The sequence below is a fragment of the Paraburkholderia guartelaensis genome (assembly GCF_004353905.1).
In the GTDB taxonomy this organism is placed as follows: Bacteria; Pseudomonadota; Gammaproteobacteria; order Burkholderiales; family Burkholderiaceae; genus Paraburkholderia; species Paraburkholderia guartelaensis.
This window is the reverse complement of sequence record NZ_SMOD01000006.1, coordinates 66,973-85,438: the sequence shown is the minus strand read 5'-3', so window position 1 is coordinate 85,438 and position 18,466 is coordinate 66,973. Positions and strand designations below refer to the sequence as shown.

Here is an 18,466-nt window from a genome sequence, read left to right as displayed (position 1 = left end):
GCGCAATCCAGGTCAGACAGGAGCTGTCAGGCATTGACTTATAATGAACTGGCACGCTTCGCTGCGAAGCATGGGCTTATGTTGCATCTTTCGGGCATCCTCTTAAGATTCCTAACTTCTGGCACCTCGATTGCGCCCATGACGGATAAGACGAGAGACGTGCGGATCAGCGTGGCCAGCGAAGCCCCAGCCAGACCGGCGCAAGACCAGGCGGCAATGGGCAGGCCATGCTCCGATTTACGTGGCGATTGGGTATGCTTCGCCCAGGAACGTCGATTCGCATGATGCCCCGCTTCGGCCGCCGCGACTCCGCGCCTTCAGTTTCGCCGTTCGCCGCGCTCGAGACGCTCCAGCGCAACCTCACGCGTGAGCGGCATGTCTTCGCAATGCTCACTGGCCTGCTGATCTTTGCTGCGCTGTGCATGGCCGTCGCCGCGCTCGGCGGTATCGGATTCAGCGCGCTTCGCGCGCAGGCGCTGGAGGCAAACGCGCTCAATGCCAAGGCAAACGCCCGGCTCGACCGGCTGTACACCCTGCTCGGCAGTGCGGGCGTTGTCCTCGTGCTCGAAACCACATCGACACCCACGGTACAGTTGAACGCCGAGCCAACATCACGCTGCGCGACGACCTTCGAAGGCATGGACGGATCACCAGATCTGAGGGGGGTGTGCGAGCACATCGTGGGGGTGCTCGACATCGTCTCGTCCGATGTTCCCATCATGTTCCTGCGCGCCGACGGCAGCGCAGCCTATAGCCGCGGCATCGCCCCCAAGGCGTCGCACTTGCAGCCGGCCGCAGCTGCGCGCACGCTGGTCGATGCGGCGCTCGTGCACATCACAGCCAGCGGCCTGGATCCGGTCGCGGCAGCCAAAGGTATCAAGGTCGCCTGGTTCCGCCCGCCCGAAGCGCTGGGCTTCCCGCCCGATCTGGTACTCGGCGCGCTGCCTGTGCTCAGGAACGGTACGCTCTACGCGTTCACGATCACGAGCGTCGATCTCGATTCGCTCTTCCTCGCCCCCAGCGCCAGCGTACCGTCGACCACCCCTACGCTGTTCGGCGCCGACGGCACCATGCTTGCCGGCCCGCTGCCCCCTGCTGACGCGCAATATATCGACCGGCTCCTTGCGAACCTCGCCCCCGGCAACTTCCACATACTCCCCCGCTTCGGCTTCGCACTGCGCGAAGCGCCGCTCGTGCATGGCTTTGGGCACTACATGGTCGCGCTGTCGTGGGGCGATCTCTTCGCGATCACGCGCACGCCAGTCATCATCGTCCTGATCCTGACGGCGGCCCTCATCGCCATGCTCTCCATGCTGTCGCGCTACTGGAATCGCCAGGTGCTGTCGCGTACTTACGACGAAGCCACGCGCGCGCTCGAAGGCGAGTTGCTCAATCATCTGCTCGTGCACGCCACGCCGGTGGGCCTGTGCATCGTCAGGCGCAGCAATTTCGAGATCGTCGTGGCGAATCAGATCGTGCGCAACGTTCTCGGGATCGACGAGCACGCCACGCGTTTGCCGAATGCGCTGTGCACTGAGTTCGAGAAGCACCGGCCGTGGCCCGCGCCCGCGAAACACGAGGACGAGACGACGGTGCATGAGTTGCGCTATTCGCTGGAGCGGCCCGGCGAAGCAGGTCTGCATCTCGCCATCACCTATGCGCCGGCCACGATGAATCGCGAAGATGTCCTGTTTTGCGCGATAGCCGACATGTCGGAGCGCTACGAAGTGGAGCGTCTGCTGCGTGAAGCCAAGCGCCTGAGCGACGAAGCCGCGCGCGCCAAGGTGAGCTTCTTCGCCGCGATGAGCCACGAGATCCGCACGCCGCTCGCTTCGCTCGTCGGCAATATCGAACTCGTCGCGCGCGGGCCGCTCGCGCCGGAACAAGGCGCGCGCGTGCAGGCCATGCAGAACTCCTCGGCCGAACTGCTGCAGATCGTGAGCGATGTGCTCGATTTTTCGAAGATCGACGTGGGTCAGATGAAGCTGGTCGAAGAACCTCGCTCGATTGCGACGCTCGTTGTTCGCATCGCACTCGCCCATGCGCCGCTCGCCGTGCGCCAGCGCCTGCGGTTCTATCTCGTGATGGATCGCGCCATTCCGGCGCAGGTTCACTTCGACGCCGTGCGCGTCGCGCAGATCGCCAACAACCTGCTCAGCAACGCCTTCAAGTTCACCCGCTCCGGGAAGATCGTCCTGCGCGCACGCTGGAGCGAAGGTGCGCTGGAGATCAGCGTGAGCGACTCCGGCGACGGCATTCCCGAAGACCTCAAGCCACACCTGTTCCAGCCCTTCGCGCAAGGCGATGCCCATCGTCTCACGCAAGCGCGCGGCACCGGCCTCGGGCTTTCGATCTGCGCCCGGCTCGCCCAGTTGATGCACGGCAGCGTCGAACTCGAAAGCGCACTCGGCGTGGGAACTCGCGTGGCCGTCACGCTGCCGCTGCGCCGCGAAGGCGAGGCCACGGCCGGAGATGAATGGACGCTGCCCGATGCACATCCCGCCATCCTGTGCCGCGCGCCGGAGAACCGCGAGTGGCTGGCGAACCTGTTCGACACCCGCAGCAGCACGCCGACTTTCCTGAGCCTCGACGAACCGCAGCGTGACGGCACATTCGACTACCTGCTCGTGACTGACGAGTTCGCCGGCGACGACGTCGCTTCGCTCTGGCCCGACAACGCGAGAATCGTGTGGCTGCGCCAGGACGGGCCGCTCGTGCCGCTCGAACTCGTCGGCGGCGCAGTCGAGGTGAGCCTGTACAGCCTCGCCGGCATTCGCGCGGCGACGCAGAAGCGGGTTCGCAGCCCAGCAGTGACGGCGGAGCATGCGCGGCAACCCGCTGCAGACCAGCCCACGACAGACGAGAATTTCGCAGCACTCACTGTGCTGATCGCCGAGGACAACCGGCTCAATCGCGCACTGCTGCGTGACCAGTTGCGCATACTCGGCGCAACCGTCATCGAGGCGAAGGACGGCGAGGAGGCGCTAGCGCGACTCAATGAGCAGCCGGCGGACCTCATTCTCACGGATCTGAACATGCCAGGCATGAACGGCTATGCGTTGCTGGACGCCGCGCGCGCAAGGCACCCACATTTGCCGATTTACGCGGTGAGTTCGGACGCGCTGCCCGAGCAGATCGCGCAAGGGCGCGCGTTCGGCTTTGCCGACTATCTCACCAAACCGGTCCCGCTCGCGGAACTCGCCCGGGTGCTGGCCGCAGTGTCGGCGCAGATCAGCGCCGCGCCGAGCGAACGCGCAATTGTGTCAGCCACGTCAAACGCAACGCTCGCAGAGGACTCCGAAGGAGATTCACAAACCGGGCTGCCCCGCTTCCCGCCACTGCCGGCCGCACTCGCCGATATTGTCATCGCGCAGGCAGAACGCGATATCGCCGATTACACGCAGATCGCCTCACAGCACGACTTCGCACGGATGAGCGACTGGGCGCACCGCGTGTCCGGCGGACTGGCGGTGCTGGGCCCTTCGATGATCAATGAAGCCTGCCTTGAGCTGCGCGCGACGATGCGCGAAACGGGCGAGTGGACTGACGAAGTCGGCGATCTGGCGGCCGCCGTGGCGGCGGAACTCGAAGCACTACGCGCGCTCGCGCGACGCTCGAAATCGGGTTAGCCGCGCGGGCGTCGTCAACATGACGCCCGCAGGCAAAGGCAGTGACGGTCAGTGCGCGACCGTCGACCTGCCTTCGCGAAGATCCGTCTCAACGATAGGCGTTGATCCGGTCGCGCGTTTCTTTGGCGGCGGTGGCAGCCGCCTGCGCGTAGTCCTCGCCCTTGCTCGCGTAGATGATCGCGCGCGACGAGTTGATGAGCATGCCCGTGCCGTTCGCCGTGCGGCCCGCCTTCACGGTGGCCTCGACGTCGCCGCCCTGCGCGCCGATGCCGGGAATCAGCAGCGGCATGTCGCCCACGATGCCGCGCACGGTTTCGATTTCCTTCGGGAACGTCGCGCCCACCACGAGGCCGAGTTCGCCGCTTGCGTTCCATTTGTTCGCGGCAAGGTCCGCCACCACCTGATACAGCGGCCTGCCGCCGGTTTCGAGGAACTGCAGGTCCGAGCCGCCGGGGTTCGACGTACGGCACAGCACGATCACGCCCTTGCCCTTGTGCGCGAGCCACGGCTCGATCGAATCGAAGCCCATATACGGATTGACCGTCACCGCGTCGGCCTTGAAGCGCTCGAAGGCTTCGCGCGCGTACTGCTCGGCGGTGCTGCCGATGTCGCCGCGCTTGGCGTCGAGGATCACGGGCAGGCCCGGGTGCTTCTCGTGGATGTGCGCGATCAGCGCTTCGAGCTGGTCTTCGGCGCGGTGCGCGGCGAAGTAGGCGATCTGCGGCTTGAACGAGCACGCGTACGCCGCGGTGGCGTCGACGATCTCGCGGCAAAATTCGAAGATCGCGTCGCTGCGGCCGGCCAGTGCGGCGGGAAACCTGGTGGGCTCAGGGTCGAGGCCCACGCACAACAGCGAGCCGGTGCGCTGCCAGGCGGCGCCGAGGGTCTGGATGAAGGAAGTCATGGTGGTTGCTCGCGGCGAGCCAATAAGGGAAAACGGCGCGTATTTTACCCGCCCCGGAAGATGAGGCTGCGCCGCAAGCGCGCAGCGCGCGCGATCGACGCGCGCTACGCCCAGCTCACGACCACCTCAGGTCCGTACGCGCGCGCCCTTGCCAGCTCTCGCGCCCGTGCGGCCGCGCGCGCCGACGCGGTGCGGGCTGGCCGACGCGCGCATGTCCATGCGCTCCACGGTAAAGGAAAAGCGCCGCACGAGCCGCTCGCCGTGCGCGAGCACGGTCATGCCGTTCGCATCGCCGCCGCCGTGCAGGTTCACCGCGTTGATCGGATGATCGACGGGCTCGAAGCAGAAGAAGTCAGCGCCAGGAGGCGTGTAGAGCACGTAGTAGTCGGTGTTCGCGCAAATCGAGAGCGAGAGCCTGCGGCGCTCCCACACCACGGCGGCGCGCCCACTCCAGCCGCTGAATGCATGATTGACGAGCTGCGCAGGCAGCGGATACGCCACGCCGAACTGCCAGGCGGGCGGCGCGGGCACGTGGCGCACCGGCAGCCAGTCCTGGCCCGAGAGCCACAGGCCGCTCGCGGGCGCCGAAAGCTCGGTGCTCGTGTCGCGCGCGAGAAACGGATGCACGCCAAGGCCGAACGGCAGCGCCTCGCGGCCCGTGTTCTCCACCTCCAGCGTCATCGCGAGCGTCGCGCCGTCGAGCGCATAGGTGAGCGCCGCGCGGTACGAATACGGTTCGCCGTCGCTGCGGTCGAGCACGAGACGCACATTCTCGCGATCGGCGCTTTCGATGCTCCAGGGCGCGAGCCAGCCGTCGCCATGGATCGGCAGCGGTTCGCTTGCGCGATTGCGCGGCACTTCGATATCGCGGCCGCCAAAGTGAAAACGTCCTGCGCCGATGCGGTTCGAGTACGGCAGCAGCGGGTAGCACGCGAGTTCGTTCGGATCCATGCGCGCGCTCACGCGCTCGCAACGGCGAAACACGGGCTCGAACGCGCCTTCGCTGCGCCAGTCGAAACGCGTGATTCCGCCGCCCAGCTGGGGCGCGACGTCGAGCCGCAAATACGCGTTCGCGAGCGTCACGCAGGCTACGTCGCTCGTGCCGGCCGCGCCGATCGCAACGGCCGAGGTGCTCGGCCCCGGCAAAACCGGATGCGTGGCGGCTTCGAGCCGCGCGCGGCGCGCGGCGGCGGCTGGTGACACCACCGGCGAGACAACCGGTGACACAACCGGTGCGACAGAGGGAGCGGCTGAAGCGGAAGGCGGCACGCTTGCAGCGGCGGCGCCTGCGGTAACGTTGGAACGGGTTGGTCGACGCACAGCGGAATTCGCGACACTCATAAGATGCTCCTCGAGAGGCATGTTTGATTGCCGCCGCAAAAGGCGGCTCACCGGTGGCCTGCCGACGCCGTGCGTATGCACGGGCCTTTGGCCGCTTCTTGTGTTCGCCCTTCTAGTGGTACTGGCAAAGCCAACTGCACACTATCGATCGACTGCATCTGTTGCCGAACTGCAACGACTGTCCGTCTCTTCATGCCGCCTGCCGCCAGCGGCGCCTTGCGTTATTCTCGCGCGCGTATCGTCTGACGAAAATGCACGCGCGCCTTTGCGAAAGCGCCTCATACACCGGACTCAAGCGCGCCTGCGCCCCTGAAACCGCGGCTCTTCAAGGCCCTGGCGGCCAATTCGAACCGAAAACACGCCGCCCGCATGCGGCTCGCGCGCAAGGGCCTCCTCCTCCATTTCCTCGCGCGCGCTCGTGACATACAGCGTGTCCAGAAGCGCACCGCCGAGCGTAACGCAGCTTGGCTGCGCTGTGGGAATCTTTACGCGCTCGGTTTCGACGCCATCGGCGCCATAACGCACCACGCGCTCGCCGCCCCACTGCGCGTTCCAGAGGCCACCCTCTGCGTCGACCGTCGAACCATCCGGCACGCCGGTGTCGTCGGTGAGCGTCACGAATGTGCGTTCGTTTGCAATCGTCCCGTCTGCGCCGTAGTCGCACGCGCGAATCTCGCGCGTGAGCGTGTCGGTGTAATACATGGTCGAACCGTCCGGGCTGAACGCGATGCTGTTCGAGATCGCGGGCGCGGGCAGCGGCAGACGTTCGAGCGTGAGATCGTGGTTCAGGCGATAGAAGCCGCCGATGGCCTGCCGCGGCGTTCCCTCGTACTTCGTGCCGAATACGAAGCGGCCCTGACGGTCGCAGCGTCCGTCGTTCAGGCGCGTCGGCACGCCGGGTTCGACTTCGACGATGGTATCGATCGCGCCGGTTTCCAGGTCGAAGAAAGCCAGTTGCGAGGCGAGGCCGAGCAGCAGCGTGCGCTCGTCTTCGCACAGCGCGAAGCATGCGAGGCGCTCGGGCATCTCCCACGTGACGTGCTTCGCGCCTGACGCATTGGCGTCGTAGCGTTGCAAGCGCTTGCCCGTGATATCGACCCAATAGAGCCGGCCGCTGCGCGCGCACCACGTCGCGCCTTCGCCCAGCTCGCATTTCGAGTGGACGAGCAGCTCGGCGACCGCTTCGTTCGAAGCGCCTTCATTTGCGCTCATGCCCAGCCTCCGTCAACGACGATATCCTGCGACGTGATCATGCGGCTGTCGTCGGCGGCGAGAAAGAGCGCCATGCGCGCAAGGTCTTCGGGCAGCAGCTCCGCGTCGATGCACTGGCCGCGCTTGATGCTCTCGCGGCCTTCGTCGGTGAGCCACAGGCGCCGTTGCTTCTCGGTCATCACCCAACCCGGCACGAGCGAATTCACGCGGATGCCGTACGGGCCAAGGTCTCTCGCGAGACCGCGCGTGAGGCCCTGCACCGCCGACTTGCTCATCGTGTAGACCGGCATTTCCGACTGCTTGAGCATCCAGCTGATCGATCCGAGGTTGATGATCGAACCCGCGCGTGCGGCCTTCATGTCTTCCGCTACGGCCTGCGCCGCGAAGAGTTGATGCCGCAGGTTCACGGCAACGCCAGCGTCGAACGACTCGGGCGTGACCTCAGCCAGCGTGTGGCGTTTGTCGTTGGCCGCGTTGTTCACGAGCACCTGGATCGGCCCGAGCGCCGCCTTCACATCGGCGATGGCGGCGCGCAGCGCGGAGATATCGGTGAGATCGACATCGGCGAAAAGCGGCTTGTGGCGCGAATCGCCGAGTTCGTCGGCGAGCGCCTGGCCTGCGCTCGCGTCGATGTCGAAGAACGCCACGCGCGCGCCCTGCGCGGCGAAATGCTCGACGAACGACGCGCCGATGCCGGTCGCGCCGCCCGTGATCAGCACCACTCGGTCGGCCAGGCTCGGATAGCGCGCATAGTTTTCGTGCGCGTGACGCGTGAGCGCGTTAGCGGGCGAATTTGCGTTGAGCGACATCGTTTTGGCTTCCTTATGAAACTGTCAGCGAACTCAATCGCGTGCGCCGCGGTTCTTGAGCTGGTCGAGCAGCACCGCCGCGAGCAGGATCGCGCCGCGCACGAGGTACTGGTAGAACGCGTCGATGTTGAGCAGGTTCATGACGTTCTCGACCGTACCCATGATCAGCACGCCGATCACCACGCCCGAGATCGTCGCGCGGCCGCCCAGCAGCGAGACGCCGCCCAGCACGCACGCCGAGATCACGTTCAGCTCGAAGCCTTCCGCGGCATTCGGCTGCCCCGAGGTGATACGCGAGGCGAGAATCACGCCCGCGAGCGCCGTGACCGCGCCCTGGATCAGGAAGATCCACACACGCGTGCGCTCGACCTTGATACCGGCCAGACGCGACGCTTCCGGATTGCCGCCGATGGCGAGCGTATTGCGCCCGTACACCGTCTGATTGAGCATCACGCCGAACACGATGAAGCAGACGAGCGTGACCCAGATCGGCAGTTGCACGCCGAAGAGCGAAGCCGTGCCCATGGCGATGAACGTGTCCGACGACACGCCCACGGCCTGGCCGTGCGAGGCGATGAAGCCGAGGCCGCGCACGATTTCCATCGTGGCGAGGGTGGTGATCAGCGCGTTGATGCGCAGATACGCGATCACCGCGCCATTCACGAAGCCGATCGCGGCGCCCGCCGCAACGGCCGCGACGATGGCGATGAACGTGTTGTTCGTCGCGTTGAGCACCATCGCACAGAGCACGCCCGCGAACGCGACAATCGAGCCCACGGAAAGGTCGAAATCGCGCGAGGCGAGACAGAACATCATCGTGCAGGCCACCATGCCGATCTGCGAGACCGACAGTGCGAGGCCGAGCATGTTCTCGATCGAGAAGAAGTGATCGACGGTCAGCGACATCACGATGAACATGACCGCGAAGATCACGATCAGGCTGTACTCGGTGATCTGCTGCCACCACTTCTGCTTGTCGGTGGGACTCGGAATCAGCGCGTCGGCGACGCTCTTGGCGGTTTCGGCCGCCAGGTTTTCTCTTGCTTGCATTTCAGTCACTCCTCCCCGTCCACTCATGCAGCCCTGGCCTGCGCGCGCTTGGGCAGCGCGAGGTCAAGCACCGCGTGTTCGCTCGCCGCGCTGCGCGGCAACTCGCCCGATATACGGCCTTCGCGCATCACCACGATGCGATCCGACACGCCGAGCACTTCCGGCAACTCCGACGACACCATGACGATCGCGCAGCCGCGCGCGGCGAGCTGGTAGATCACGTTGTAGATTTCATGCTTCGCACCGACGTCGATCCCGCGTGTCGGTTCGTCGAGAATCACGACCTTCAGGTCCGGTTCGGCAAGCCAGCGCGAAAGAATCGCTTTTTGCTGGTTGCCGCCCGAGAGAAAGCGGATTTTCTGGCGGCGGCTCGGCGTCTTGATCTTCAGCAGCTTGATGAATCGGTCCGCCGTTTCGGCTTCCTTCTTGCGGTCGAGGAACATCCCCGCGCGCAGAAAGTGGCGACGGCAACTGATGTTGATGTTCTCCGACACCGTCGCCATCGCAACGATGCCCTGCTCCTTGCGGTCTTCCGGGCACAGCACGATGCCGTGGCGAATCGCGTCGCTCGCGCTTTTCACGCGAATGGTCTTCCCGTCCAGCTCGATCTCGCCCGCGCGCCGCTTGTGCGTGCCGTAGATGAGCTGCATCAGCTCGCTGCGCCCCGCGCCCACGAGCCCGAAGAAGCCGACGATCTCGCCCGACTTCACCTCGAAGCTCGCCGCTTCGTTGAGCGGATACCCTTCCACGCCGCGCACGGCGAAGCGCACGTTGCCATGCTCGCGCGGCGAATAGTTGTAGATGTCGCTGATCTCGCGGCCCACCATTTCGGCCACGAGTGTTTCGCGCTTCACCTCTTCGAGCTTCTCGTGCGAGGCGACCTTGCGGCCGTCACGGAAGATCGTGCAGGCATTGCACAGCTCGTAGATCTCGTCCATGCGGTGCGAGATGTAGATGAGCGCGCGATTGTCGGCGCGCAGCTCGCGCACGAGCTTGAACAGCACCTCGGTCTCGCGATGCGAGAGCGAGCTGGTCGGCTCGTCGAGCGCGATCACGCGCGCATTGCGCAGCAGCGCCTTGCAGATTTCCACCATCTGGCGCTGCGCGATGGAAAGCTTGCGCAGTTTCGCGGCGGGATCGAGATCCACGCCCATCGCGGCAAGACGCTCGCGCACGAACTTGCGCGCCTCGCCGCGCTTCACCCAGCCGAGCGCATTGGGCAACGCGCCGAGCAGCAGGTTTTCCGCGACGGTCAAGTCGGGCACGTACTGCAATTCCTGGTGAATCACCGCGATGCCCGCGCCAATCGAGGCCGCCGCATCGGCGAAGTGCACCTCGTTGCCGTCCACCAGGATGCGGCCGGAATCGGGCTGATATTCGCCGCCGAGAATCTTGAGGAGCGTGGACTTGCCCGCCCCGTTCTCGCCCATGAGGCCATGGACTTCGCCTGCGTTCACCTCGAACGACACGCCGTCGAGCGCGCGCACGCCTGGGAACACCTTGCCGATATTGTCAAAACGCAGTGTCGCTGACACTTCGGTTTCCTCTCATTCGATACGCTGCGGGCGCGGCCTTCATGCCCTTCGGGCTTGCTGGCCGCCCCGCAGCGGGAAACACCCTAAACCACTACTATCCAGCGCTTACTTCGACGCGAGACCCATCTGCTGACGCACGCTCTCCACGTTGTCGCGCGTGGCCAGCATGCCGGTCGTCAGCGTGAGCAGCGGCGGTTCCTTGCCTTGCGTGATCCACGAGTACATCAGGTCCGAGGTTTCCTCGCCGTGGCGCTTCGGGCTGATGATGACGGTGCCATAGAAGCCCGTCGGCTGCGGCTTCTTGAACTCGTTGAGCGCCGAGTCCGAACCGCCGATGCCGATGCCGATCATGTTGTCGGCCTTGAAGCCGCGGCCTTCCGCTGCGCGCACGGCGCCGAGCACGGCTTCGTCGTTCAGGCCGTATGCCACCCAGTGCTTGTACTGCGGGTTCTTCGTGAGCGCGATGTTGGCGGCGTTGAAGGCGTTTTCCGTGTCGGTCTTGGCCTGCGGCGCGGCAACGATGTTCGCCTTCGGGAAGCCCGCGGCCACGAGCGCGTCGGTCGCGCCCGACGTGCGGTCATGCGCCGTCGGCAGCTGCTCGTAGGTCACGTCGATCGCGCCGACGTCCTTCATGTCCCAGCCGCGCTTCTTGATTTCGGCGGCGATGCCGTCACCCACCTGCTTGCCGATGTTGTACGCCGAGATGCCCATGTGCGGCACCGACTCGATCGGCTTGCCCGCGCCGTCGACGAGACGGTCGTCCACCGTCATCATCTTGAGATTGTCGGCCTTGGCCTTGGCGACGATGCCCGGTCCGAGCTTCACGTCAGGCGTGCAGATGATGAAGCCCTGCGCCTTTTGTGCGGCCAGGTTGTCGATCGCGCTCATCACCTTCTCACCCGAGGGCGCGCCGATCTTCACCAGCGTGAAGCCCTTTTCCTTCGCTGCCATTTCCGCGAACTTCCATTCGTCCTGGAACCACGGCTCTTCGGGCTGCTTCACGAGAAAGCCGATCTTCACCTGGTCGGCGGCCTGCGCGACGGGCGCCTGCGCGAACACGGCAGTCGCTGCGGCGGCCACCAGCGTCAGAAAGATGCGTCGTTGCATTTTGTCAGTCTCCTGTCTTCTTCAGTCACGGGAAGGGTATCGGCCGCCTCTTCTTTTACCCGTCGATGCGCGCGGCCAGCGCTTCGGCGGATTCCTGCGTATTCGTTCTAACCTCGTTTTCCTTCGTGCTGCGAATTACTTTTTCAATGCGCTCATTCGTGATGGAGCGCCGTGCGGCCGCCATCGATCGTGATACAGCTCGCGTTGATGAACGGCGCCTCGTCCGAGGCGAGGAACACCGCCGTCATCGCGACTTCCTCCGGGCGGCCAATGCGTTTCATCGGCGGTAACTCGAGCGTGGCCTTGCGCGCCGCTTCCGGGTCGGGCTGCGCGTTCCACCAGTCGTGCGTGAGCTGCGTTTCGATGTAACCCGGCGCGATCGCATTCACGCGCACGTTCTTCGGCGCGTACTCGATGCCGAGCGCACGCGTGAGCCCGATCACGCCGTGCTTGGCCACCGGGTACGGGAAGCAGCCCGGAATGATCTGGAACGCGTGCGTCGAGGCGATGTTGATGATGCTGCCCGCGCACCGCTCGACCATGCCCGGCAGCACCGCGCGGCAGCCGTTCCACACACCGTCCAGATCGACGGCGAAGCAGCGGCGCCAGTCGTCGTCGGTCATCGTGAGCGGGTCGGCGAACACGTTGATGCCAGCGTTGTTCACGAGCACGTCGACCGGGCCGAACGCGCGTTGCGCCTCTTCCACGGCGGCGCGCACCGAGGCGGGCTGCGTCACGTCGGTTTGCACGGCAAGCGTTCGCGCGCCTTCGCAGGTGTTCGCAATCTCGCGCGCCGTCGCAACGGCCGTCGCGTCATCCAGCTCCGCGAGCACGACGGCTGCGCCCTCGGCCGCGAACGCGCGCGCGATCGCCGCGCCGATGCCGCGTCCAGCGCCGGTTATGAGCGCGACCTTGCCCGCGAGGCGATTCACTTTTGCGCTCCGTGCACAGCTTTCCAGCCTTCGATGAAGGCCAGCGCGTTCGCGCGCGTGGCCGCCGCGTCCTGGCCCGGCTTGTAGAGCGCGGAGCCGAGGCCGAAGCCGCTCGCGCCCGCAGCCAGTTGCGGGCCCATGTTGTCCGGCTTCACGCCGCCGACGGGCAGCAGGGGCACGATCGGCGGAATCACGGCGCGCCATGCCTTCGTCACGGCCGGGCCGAGCTGTTCGGCGGGGAACATCTTGAGCGCGTCGGCGCCGTGCTTGAGCGCCGCGAACGCTTCGGTCGGCGTGGCGACGCCGGGCACGCAGGCGAGGCCCTGGAGCTTGGCGGCGAGGATCACGTCGGTGTCGGCGTGCGGCATCACGATCAGTTCGCCGCCCGCTTCCCGCACGTCGCGCACGCGTTCAGTGGTGAGTACGGTGCCCGCGCCAATCATCGCGTCGTCGGGCAGCGCCTCGCGCAATGCCGCGATGCTGTCTAGCGGCTGCGGCGAATTGAGCGGCACCTCGATCAACCGGAAGCCCGCGTCGTAGAGCGCGCGGCCATGCTCGGCGGCCTCGGCGGGCTTGATGCCGCGCACAATCGCGACCATGCCGCAGGCGCCGAACGCGGCGACGAAGCCGGCGTGCGGCGTGTATGGGGCGGGCAGGTTCAGTTCGGGTTCCATGTCGGCTTCCTGTTGCTAGGCTTCGTGTCTGGTTCGGTTCAGCGGATTCGCAGCGGGTTCGATTCATCGGCCCATCGGCGCGCGTTTAGCGCGGCGTGACGAGCCCGGCCTGCACGGCGATGCGCCAAAGCCCGTGTTCGGTCGCCTGACGCACGAGATGCGCGCCGCTGCATCCGAATGCGGCAAGCGCCATGCGGTAACGCTCGCACAGCGCCTCGGCGCCGATCAGCTGCGGCGCGCAGCCCGCGAGCGCCACGTCGCGCCGCGCCAGCGCCGCTTCGAGGCCCGCCAGTTCGTGACCGATCACGAGGCCCGAGAGATAGTCGGGCTGCTCGTCGGCAGCAAGCTGGGCCGTAAGGCCGAGCGTGCGCGTGCTGAACGCGGTGGCCAACAGGCCGACGCAGCCCTGCTCGCGCGCCACGCCTACGCCGCGCATGAACGCAGCGGTGTCGGGCTCGACGGGATGCTTCATCGTGCGGCCGAGGATCGTATGCGCGCACAGCGCCGCGTAGACCTCACCCGTCATGAAGGTATAGAAGCGCGCGATGCGATCGCCCTCGACCACCACCCATTTCGCGTGCGTGCCGGGCAGTCCGACGAGCGCCGTTTGGGGCTCGGCCTCATCGCCCAATGCCCCGAGCGCGCCAAAAATTTGCGTTTCCTCGCCGCGCATCACGTTGGGCAGCGCACCCGGCTCCAGCACGCCCGGCACCACGGCAACTTCGGCGCCGCACGCGGCGCGCACGCGCACGATGCCGGCCACCAGCGCCTGGGCGCTCGCGGGCGTTTCGACATAAGGCGCCTGCACCCAGCCCTGCGCGCTACCGACCATGCCTGCGGCCAGCACCGGCAGCGAGGGCGCTTGCGCAAGCCACACGCCGCACGCTTCGTCGAACGCGGCGTCGAAGCCGCCTTCTTCGGCGGGCACGGGCAGGTTCATGATCCCCGCCGTCGAAACGCGCGTGGCGATCACCTCGCCCGCCGCATCGAATAGATACGCGCGCAGCGAGGTCGTGCCCCAGTCGAGCGCGATCAGCGCGGCTTCGCGAGCGGTCGCGGCTTTGCCGGCGTCGGTGGCCGCGCCGCTTACAGACTTCTCGCGTGCTTTCATCGACGAATCCTGCGCGTGGTGGGCTGCGGCGCGCGCCAGCCCAGTTCCTGCGAAATCGCACGCGCCTCGCGCTGCACCACTGGAATCAGTTCGTCCATGCGCTCGAGCGGCATGTAGGGAATCGTGCTCGCCACCGAAAGCGCCGCCACGATCGCGCCAGAAGCGTCGCGCACAGGCGCCGCCACGCAACGGATCGAAATTTCGTTCTCCTCCAGATCGAAGGTGTACCCGCCCGCCGAGTAAGTCGCCATGCGCTTCAGGAAGGTATCGGGTTCGAGGCTGTGATCGGGACGGAAGCTCACGCCCGCGAGCGTGCGGCGCGACGCGTCGAACAGGTCACGCCACGATTGCGGCGCGAGGTCGAGCATCATCGCCTTGCCGATGCCGGTGGACGCGAGCGGCATGCGGTGCCCCACGCGCGAGCGCATTTCGAGGCCCCGCTGACCGGGAATCTTGTCGATGTACAGCACGTCGTCGCCGTCGCGCACGCCGAGGTGGATCGTGTCGAGCGTTTCGTCGGCGAGCGCCTGCAGATGCGGGCGGGCTACGGCCGTGAGCGGCATCTGCTCGAGCGCGATGGTGCCGAGTTCGATGAGCTTCGGCCCGAGCAGGTAGCCGCCCTGCACCTGGCGCAGGTAGCGCGCCTGCACGAGGCTCGAAACGAGGCGGTGCGTGGTGCTGCGCGTCGTGCCGAGCACCGCGCCGAACGAGCGCAGGTCGCGCACGCCGGCGGCGGCCGCTTCGAGGATCGCGAGGCCGCGCAGGAGCGTCTGGGTGCCGGCTTGCTGCATCGAGCCGTCGAGCAACGTGCTCGCGACGCCGATTTCATCGGCTGCGGCCCGGGCTTTCGGTTGCGCTTGCACGGCGGTTGCCGAGGCGTTTTGCACGGGCGCGGCCTCGTCGGGGAGGTTCGCGGCGAGTGTGGAAGACATCGCTTTGTTCATGGCGAGGGCGATGAAGAGACGATCGAAAGGCGCGTGCCGTCAGGCGGCGCGCGAACCGTGCTTCGGGAGACGGCCCGGTGCGCGGGCGGCCGGGGCTCGGACAGGTAGCGGCGGGCGGCGCGTGGCCGCGCAAAGCGCTGGCTGAAGCATGGCGAACGTCTCCTTTGCTGTCCGGTTCGCTCCGCGTCTTGCGCGTGCGCCGGATTTATCTGGGTCTGCCGAGAGTGTTTGCCGCGCAGTGACAGTCGCGGCTTATCGGATGGACTGGATTGTAGGCAGGTTTTTTCGAGTTCTCCAATATGTGATTGGGTCGCTCATATATTGGGAAAATCGGCAAAAACACGCCCCTCTGCCGAACGGCCAACGGGGGACAGAAACCGCACCGCGCTTGATGCAAGCGGGGGCGCGGCCACCCGCTGCTGCAGAAACTTGAGCCACATCATTCCCGGCGCGAACCGGGCCGCTCAATGCTCTGGAGGCCATATAAAATTTTGTATAATCTGAACCGATCCAAGCCGGTGGAATTTTGCGGCAGCGCGCTGGCAAACCTGTGCGAGTTCCCGCCGCTCATGCGGCAGGAAGCCGGGCGGCAATTGCGGCGCGTTCAACGCGGCCTCGACCCGCACGACTGGAAGCCGGTGAATCCGGTTGGGCGCGGCGCGCGCGAAATCCGCATTCGCGACGCAAATGGAGCGTTTCGCGTGATTTATGTGGCGAATATTCGCGATGCCATCTACGTGCTGCATTGCTTCCAGAAGAAGTCCGAGAAAACGGCCTTCGTCGACCTTTCGCTTGCCGCGCGCCGCTATCGCGAGGCGCTGAACAACAAGGAGTCCAAACCATGAATCACGAAAAAAATCGCAACCACGCACACCAGCGCTTCGACAGCGTGTGGGACGCACTCGAGAGCACGCCCGAAGCGGCCCAGAACATGACCTTGCGCAGCGACCTCATGATCGCGCTCGAAGAGCATATCAAGCGCAACAAGATGAGCCAGACGCAGGCCGCCGCGCTCTTCGGCGTCACGCAGCCGCGCGTGTCCGACCTCATGCGCGGCAAGATCGATCTGTTCTCGCTCGATTCGCTCATCAACATGGCCGTCGCGGCCGGTATGAAAATCGAGCTGCGCATTACCGCCGCCTCGCCGCGCGATGGCGGCACGCAAGAAGAAACGGCTGCCAGATGACTCCGGCAGCCGCTTCATGACCGCTTCATAACCACTTCGTGCAGCTTCGAGCCGCGCCCTTACTTCCCGGCCGGCGCCTTGTAAGCCACGCAGTCGACTTCGACCTTGCAGTCCACCACCATGCTCGATTGCACGCAAGCGCGTGCCGGCGGATGCTCGCCGAAGTACTCGCGGAACACCTTGTTGAACGAGGTGAAATCACGCGCGTCGTCGAGCCACACGCCGCAGCGCACCACGTGTTCCGCGCCATAGCCCGCTTCCTTCAGGATCGCGAAAAGATTCTGGATGGCCTTGTGCGACTGCTCGACGATACCGCCGTTAATGACCTCGCCGCCTTCCATCGGCGTTTGGCCCGAGACGTACAGCCAGCCGTCGGCTTCCACAGCACGCGCGAACGGCAGATGCTGTCCGCCCTGGCCCTTGCCGCCTTCCGCTCCAATTCGTTTCATCGTTTGCTCCTTTGAGATCGTGCGGCGCGCGCAGCGTTTTGGGCCGCGTGCGCCGGGGGTCGAAATTCGATAGATAAAGTCTGCTTAAAAGGCATTCGCCTCGGTCTGCGGCTCGCGTGTGCCGCGCGCGACGAAGTGGCCCGCGCGCTCGCCCGTGGGTTGGCCGTCGCGATACGAGAGCACACCGTTCACCCACACCGCGTCGATGCCTTCGGCCACCTGTTGCGGCTTCTCGAAGGTCGCCGCGTCGCGCACGCGGGCGGGGTCGAACAACACGAGGTCGGCGTGCCAGCCCACATGCACCTCGCCGCGCTGCGAGAGGCCGAAGCGCCGTGCCGAAAGGCCCGTCATCTTGCGCACCGCTTCCTCGAGCGGCAGCAAGGCCGCGTCGCGCGCGTAGTGGCCGAGCACGCGCGGAAATGCGCCCCACAGGCGGGGATGCGGCAGCGGATCGTTGGGCAGTCCATCCGAGCCGACCATGGTGGCCGGATGCGAAAGAATGCGGCGCACGTCGTCTTCGGACATGTTGTGGTACACCGCGCCCGCCGGCTGCAGGCGCTTGCCCGCTTCCTGCTGCGACACGCCCCACTCGGCCGCGATGTCCTTGATGAGCTTGCCCGCCTGCTCCGGGTGCGGCGTGGACCACGTGATCGTGATGTCGATGTCGCCCGTCACCTGCTTGAGATCCAGCGTCGAAGAGCTGCGGCTATACGGATAGCAGTCGCAGCCCACCGGCTGATACTTGCGCGCGCTTTCGAGCGACGCGAGCACCTCCGTGCTGCGCCCCCAGTTGGACGGGCCCGCGCACTTCAGATGCGAGATCACCACCGGCACGCGCGCATGCTGGCCGATGTGGTACGCCTCGTTCATCGCTTCGAGAATCGCGTCGAACTCCGTGCGCATGTGCGTCGTGTACAGCGCGCCGGCGGCGGCGAGCGGCTGGGCAAGCGAAGCGACCTCTTCGGTCGAGGCCTCGAACGCCGACCCGTACGCGAGGCCCGTGGAAAGGCCGAGCGCGCCGTGTGCGAGCGCGTCTTCGAGTTGCGCGCGCATGGCCGCGATCTCGTCACCGGTGGCGGCGCGCTTCAGGTCGTTCATGTGATTGTTGCGCAGCGCCGTATGGCCGATCAACGCGCCCACGTTCACGGCGGGCCGAGCCGCGTTCACCGCGTCGATATACGCGGAGAAAGTCGGATAGCTGAACGCATCGCGCTCGCCGAGCAGGTTCATCGGGTCCGGCGGATCGCCCTTGAGCGTCACCGGCGACGCGCTGATCCCGCAGTTGCCGACCACCACCGTCGTCACACCCTGGCTGATCTTGGGCAGCATTTGCGGCGCGCGGATCACGTGCGTGTCGTCGTGCGTATGGACGTCGATGAAGCCCGGCGCGAGCGCGCGCCCATTGGCCTCGATCACCTCTTCCGCGAGCCAGTTCGACAGGTTGCCGATCGCGACGATGCGCCCGTCGCGCAGCGCCACGTCGCGCTCGATGGGCGGCGCGCCGGTGCCGTCGTAAAGCATGGCGCCGACGATCAGCGTGTCGGCGGCTTCGGGGTGCGAATGCATACGCGTCTCCTCAGGAT

Annotated in this window: 16 protein-coding genes; 3 read left to right on the top strand and 13 right to left on the bottom strand. The window is 66.1% G+C overall.

Annotated elements, in window-relative coordinates:
• Positions 1 to 281: 281 nt before the first annotated feature.
• Positions 282 to 3,629, top strand: coding sequence for an ATP-binding protein (locus E1N52_RS09770; protein ID WP_165979355.1), 3,348 nt, complete (start codon positions 282 to 284; stop codon positions 3,627 to 3,629).
• 88 nt (positions 3,630 to 3,717) lie between these two features.
• Here the strand turns inward: E1N52_RS09770 and pyrF are convergent, their stop codons facing one another.
• From pyrF to E1N52_RS09715, 11 genes are all read right to left on the bottom strand, one after another.
• Positions 3,718 to 4,533, bottom strand: coding sequence for an orotidine-5'-phosphate decarboxylase (gene pyrF, locus E1N52_RS09765; protein ID WP_133182314.1), 816 nt, complete (start codon positions 4,531 to 4,533; stop codon positions 3,718 to 3,720).
• Positions 4,534 to 4,659: 126 nt separating this feature from the next.
• Complete coding sequence (locus tag E1N52_RS09760; RefSeq protein WP_133182312.1) at positions 4,660 to 5,874, bottom strand: aldose 1-epimerase; 1,215 nt, start codon at positions 5,872 to 5,874, stop codon at positions 4,660 to 4,662.
• Between the two features lie 291 nt (positions 5,875 to 6,165).
• Positions 6,166 to 7,086 carry an SMP-30/gluconolactonase/LRE family protein gene (locus E1N52_RS09755; protein WP_133182310.1) on the bottom strand — a complete coding sequence of 307 codons (921 nt, stop codon included), beginning with the start codon at positions 7,084 to 7,086 and terminating at the stop codon, positions 6,166 to 6,168.
• Positions 7,083 to 7,895 carry an SDR family NAD(P)-dependent oxidoreductase gene (locus E1N52_RS09750; RefSeq protein WP_133182308.1) on the bottom strand — a complete coding sequence of 271 codons (813 nt, stop codon included), beginning with the start codon at positions 7,893 to 7,895 and terminating at the stop codon, positions 7,083 to 7,085. The genes E1N52_RS09755 and E1N52_RS09750 overlap by 4 nt, the downstream gene beginning before the upstream one ends.
• Positions 7,896 to 7,928: 33 nt before the next feature.
• A complete protein-coding gene (gene araH, locus E1N52_RS09745) occupies positions 7,929 to 8,945 on the bottom strand; it encodes an L-arabinose ABC transporter permease AraH (RefSeq protein WP_133182306.1) in 1,017 nt (338 codons plus the stop codon).
• Between the two features lie 23 nt (positions 8,946 to 8,968).
• Entirely contained in the window at positions 8,969 to 10,480 is a 1,512-nt protein-coding gene (gene araG, locus E1N52_RS09740) for an L-arabinose ABC transporter ATP-binding protein AraG (protein WP_133182304.1), read from the bottom strand.
• A gap of 105 nt (positions 10,481 to 10,585) precedes the next feature.
• The gene (locus E1N52_RS09735; protein ID WP_133182302.1) at positions 10,586 to 11,587 is read right to left on the bottom strand and encodes an arabinose ABC transporter substrate-binding protein; all 1,002 of its coding nucleotides are present in this window, start codon (positions 11,585 to 11,587) and stop codon (positions 10,586 to 10,588) included.
• A 152-nt stretch (positions 11,588 to 11,739) separates the two neighbouring features.
• Positions 11,740 to 12,519 (bottom strand): SDR family oxidoreductase, encoded by a 780-nt coding sequence (locus E1N52_RS09730; RefSeq protein WP_133182300.1) that lies wholly within the window; start codon positions 12,517 to 12,519, stop codon positions 11,740 to 11,742.
• Entirely contained in the window at positions 12,516 to 13,193 is a 678-nt protein-coding gene (locus E1N52_RS09725) for a 2-dehydro-3-deoxy-6-phosphogalactonate aldolase (RefSeq protein WP_133182298.1), read from the bottom strand. Before E1N52_RS09725 ends, E1N52_RS09730 begins: the two co-directional genes overlap by 4 nt.
• An 85-nt stretch (positions 13,194 to 13,278) precedes the next feature.
• Positions 13,279 to 14,304: a 2-dehydro-3-deoxygalactonokinase gene (locus E1N52_RS09720; RefSeq protein ID WP_133182296.1), complete on the bottom strand. Its 1,026-nt coding sequence runs from the start codon at positions 14,302 to 14,304 to the stop codon at positions 13,279 to 13,281.
• Entirely contained in the window at positions 14,301 to 15,248 is a 948-nt protein-coding gene (locus E1N52_RS09715) for an IclR family transcriptional regulator (RefSeq protein ID WP_133182294.1), read from the bottom strand. Before E1N52_RS09715 ends, E1N52_RS09720 begins: the two co-directional genes overlap by 4 nt.
• Before the next feature lie 467 nt (positions 15,249 to 15,715).
• Here E1N52_RS09715 and E1N52_RS09710 point away from each other — a divergent pair, with 467 nt between their 5' ends.
• On the top strand, positions 15,716 to 16,093 hold the full coding sequence (locus E1N52_RS09710; RefSeq protein WP_205965598.1) for a type II toxin-antitoxin system RelE/ParE family toxin: 378 nt from the start codon (positions 15,716 to 15,718) through the stop codon (positions 16,091 to 16,093).
• The gene (locus E1N52_RS09705; RefSeq protein ID WP_133182292.1) at positions 16,090 to 16,434 is read left to right on the top strand and encodes a helix-turn-helix domain-containing protein; all 345 of its coding nucleotides are present in this window, start codon (positions 16,090 to 16,092) and stop codon (positions 16,432 to 16,434) included. The genes E1N52_RS09710 and E1N52_RS09705 overlap by 4 nt, the downstream gene beginning before the upstream one ends.
• A 59-nt stretch (positions 16,435 to 16,493) precedes the next feature.
• Here E1N52_RS09705 and E1N52_RS09700 read toward each other — a convergent pair whose 3' ends face one another.
• Both E1N52_RS09700 and E1N52_RS09695 read right to left on the bottom strand, forming a co-directional pair.
• Positions 16,494 to 16,883, bottom strand: coding sequence for a RidA family protein (locus E1N52_RS09700; protein WP_028201897.1), 390 nt, complete (start codon positions 16,881 to 16,883; stop codon positions 16,494 to 16,496).
• A gap of 84 nt (positions 16,884 to 16,967) precedes the next feature.
• Positions 16,968 to 18,449 carry an N-acyl-D-amino-acid deacylase family protein gene (locus E1N52_RS09695; RefSeq protein ID WP_133182290.1) on the bottom strand — a complete coding sequence of 494 codons (1,482 nt, stop codon included), beginning with the start codon at positions 18,447 to 18,449 and terminating at the stop codon, positions 16,968 to 16,970.
• Positions 18,450 to 18,466: the final 17 nt, after the last annotated feature.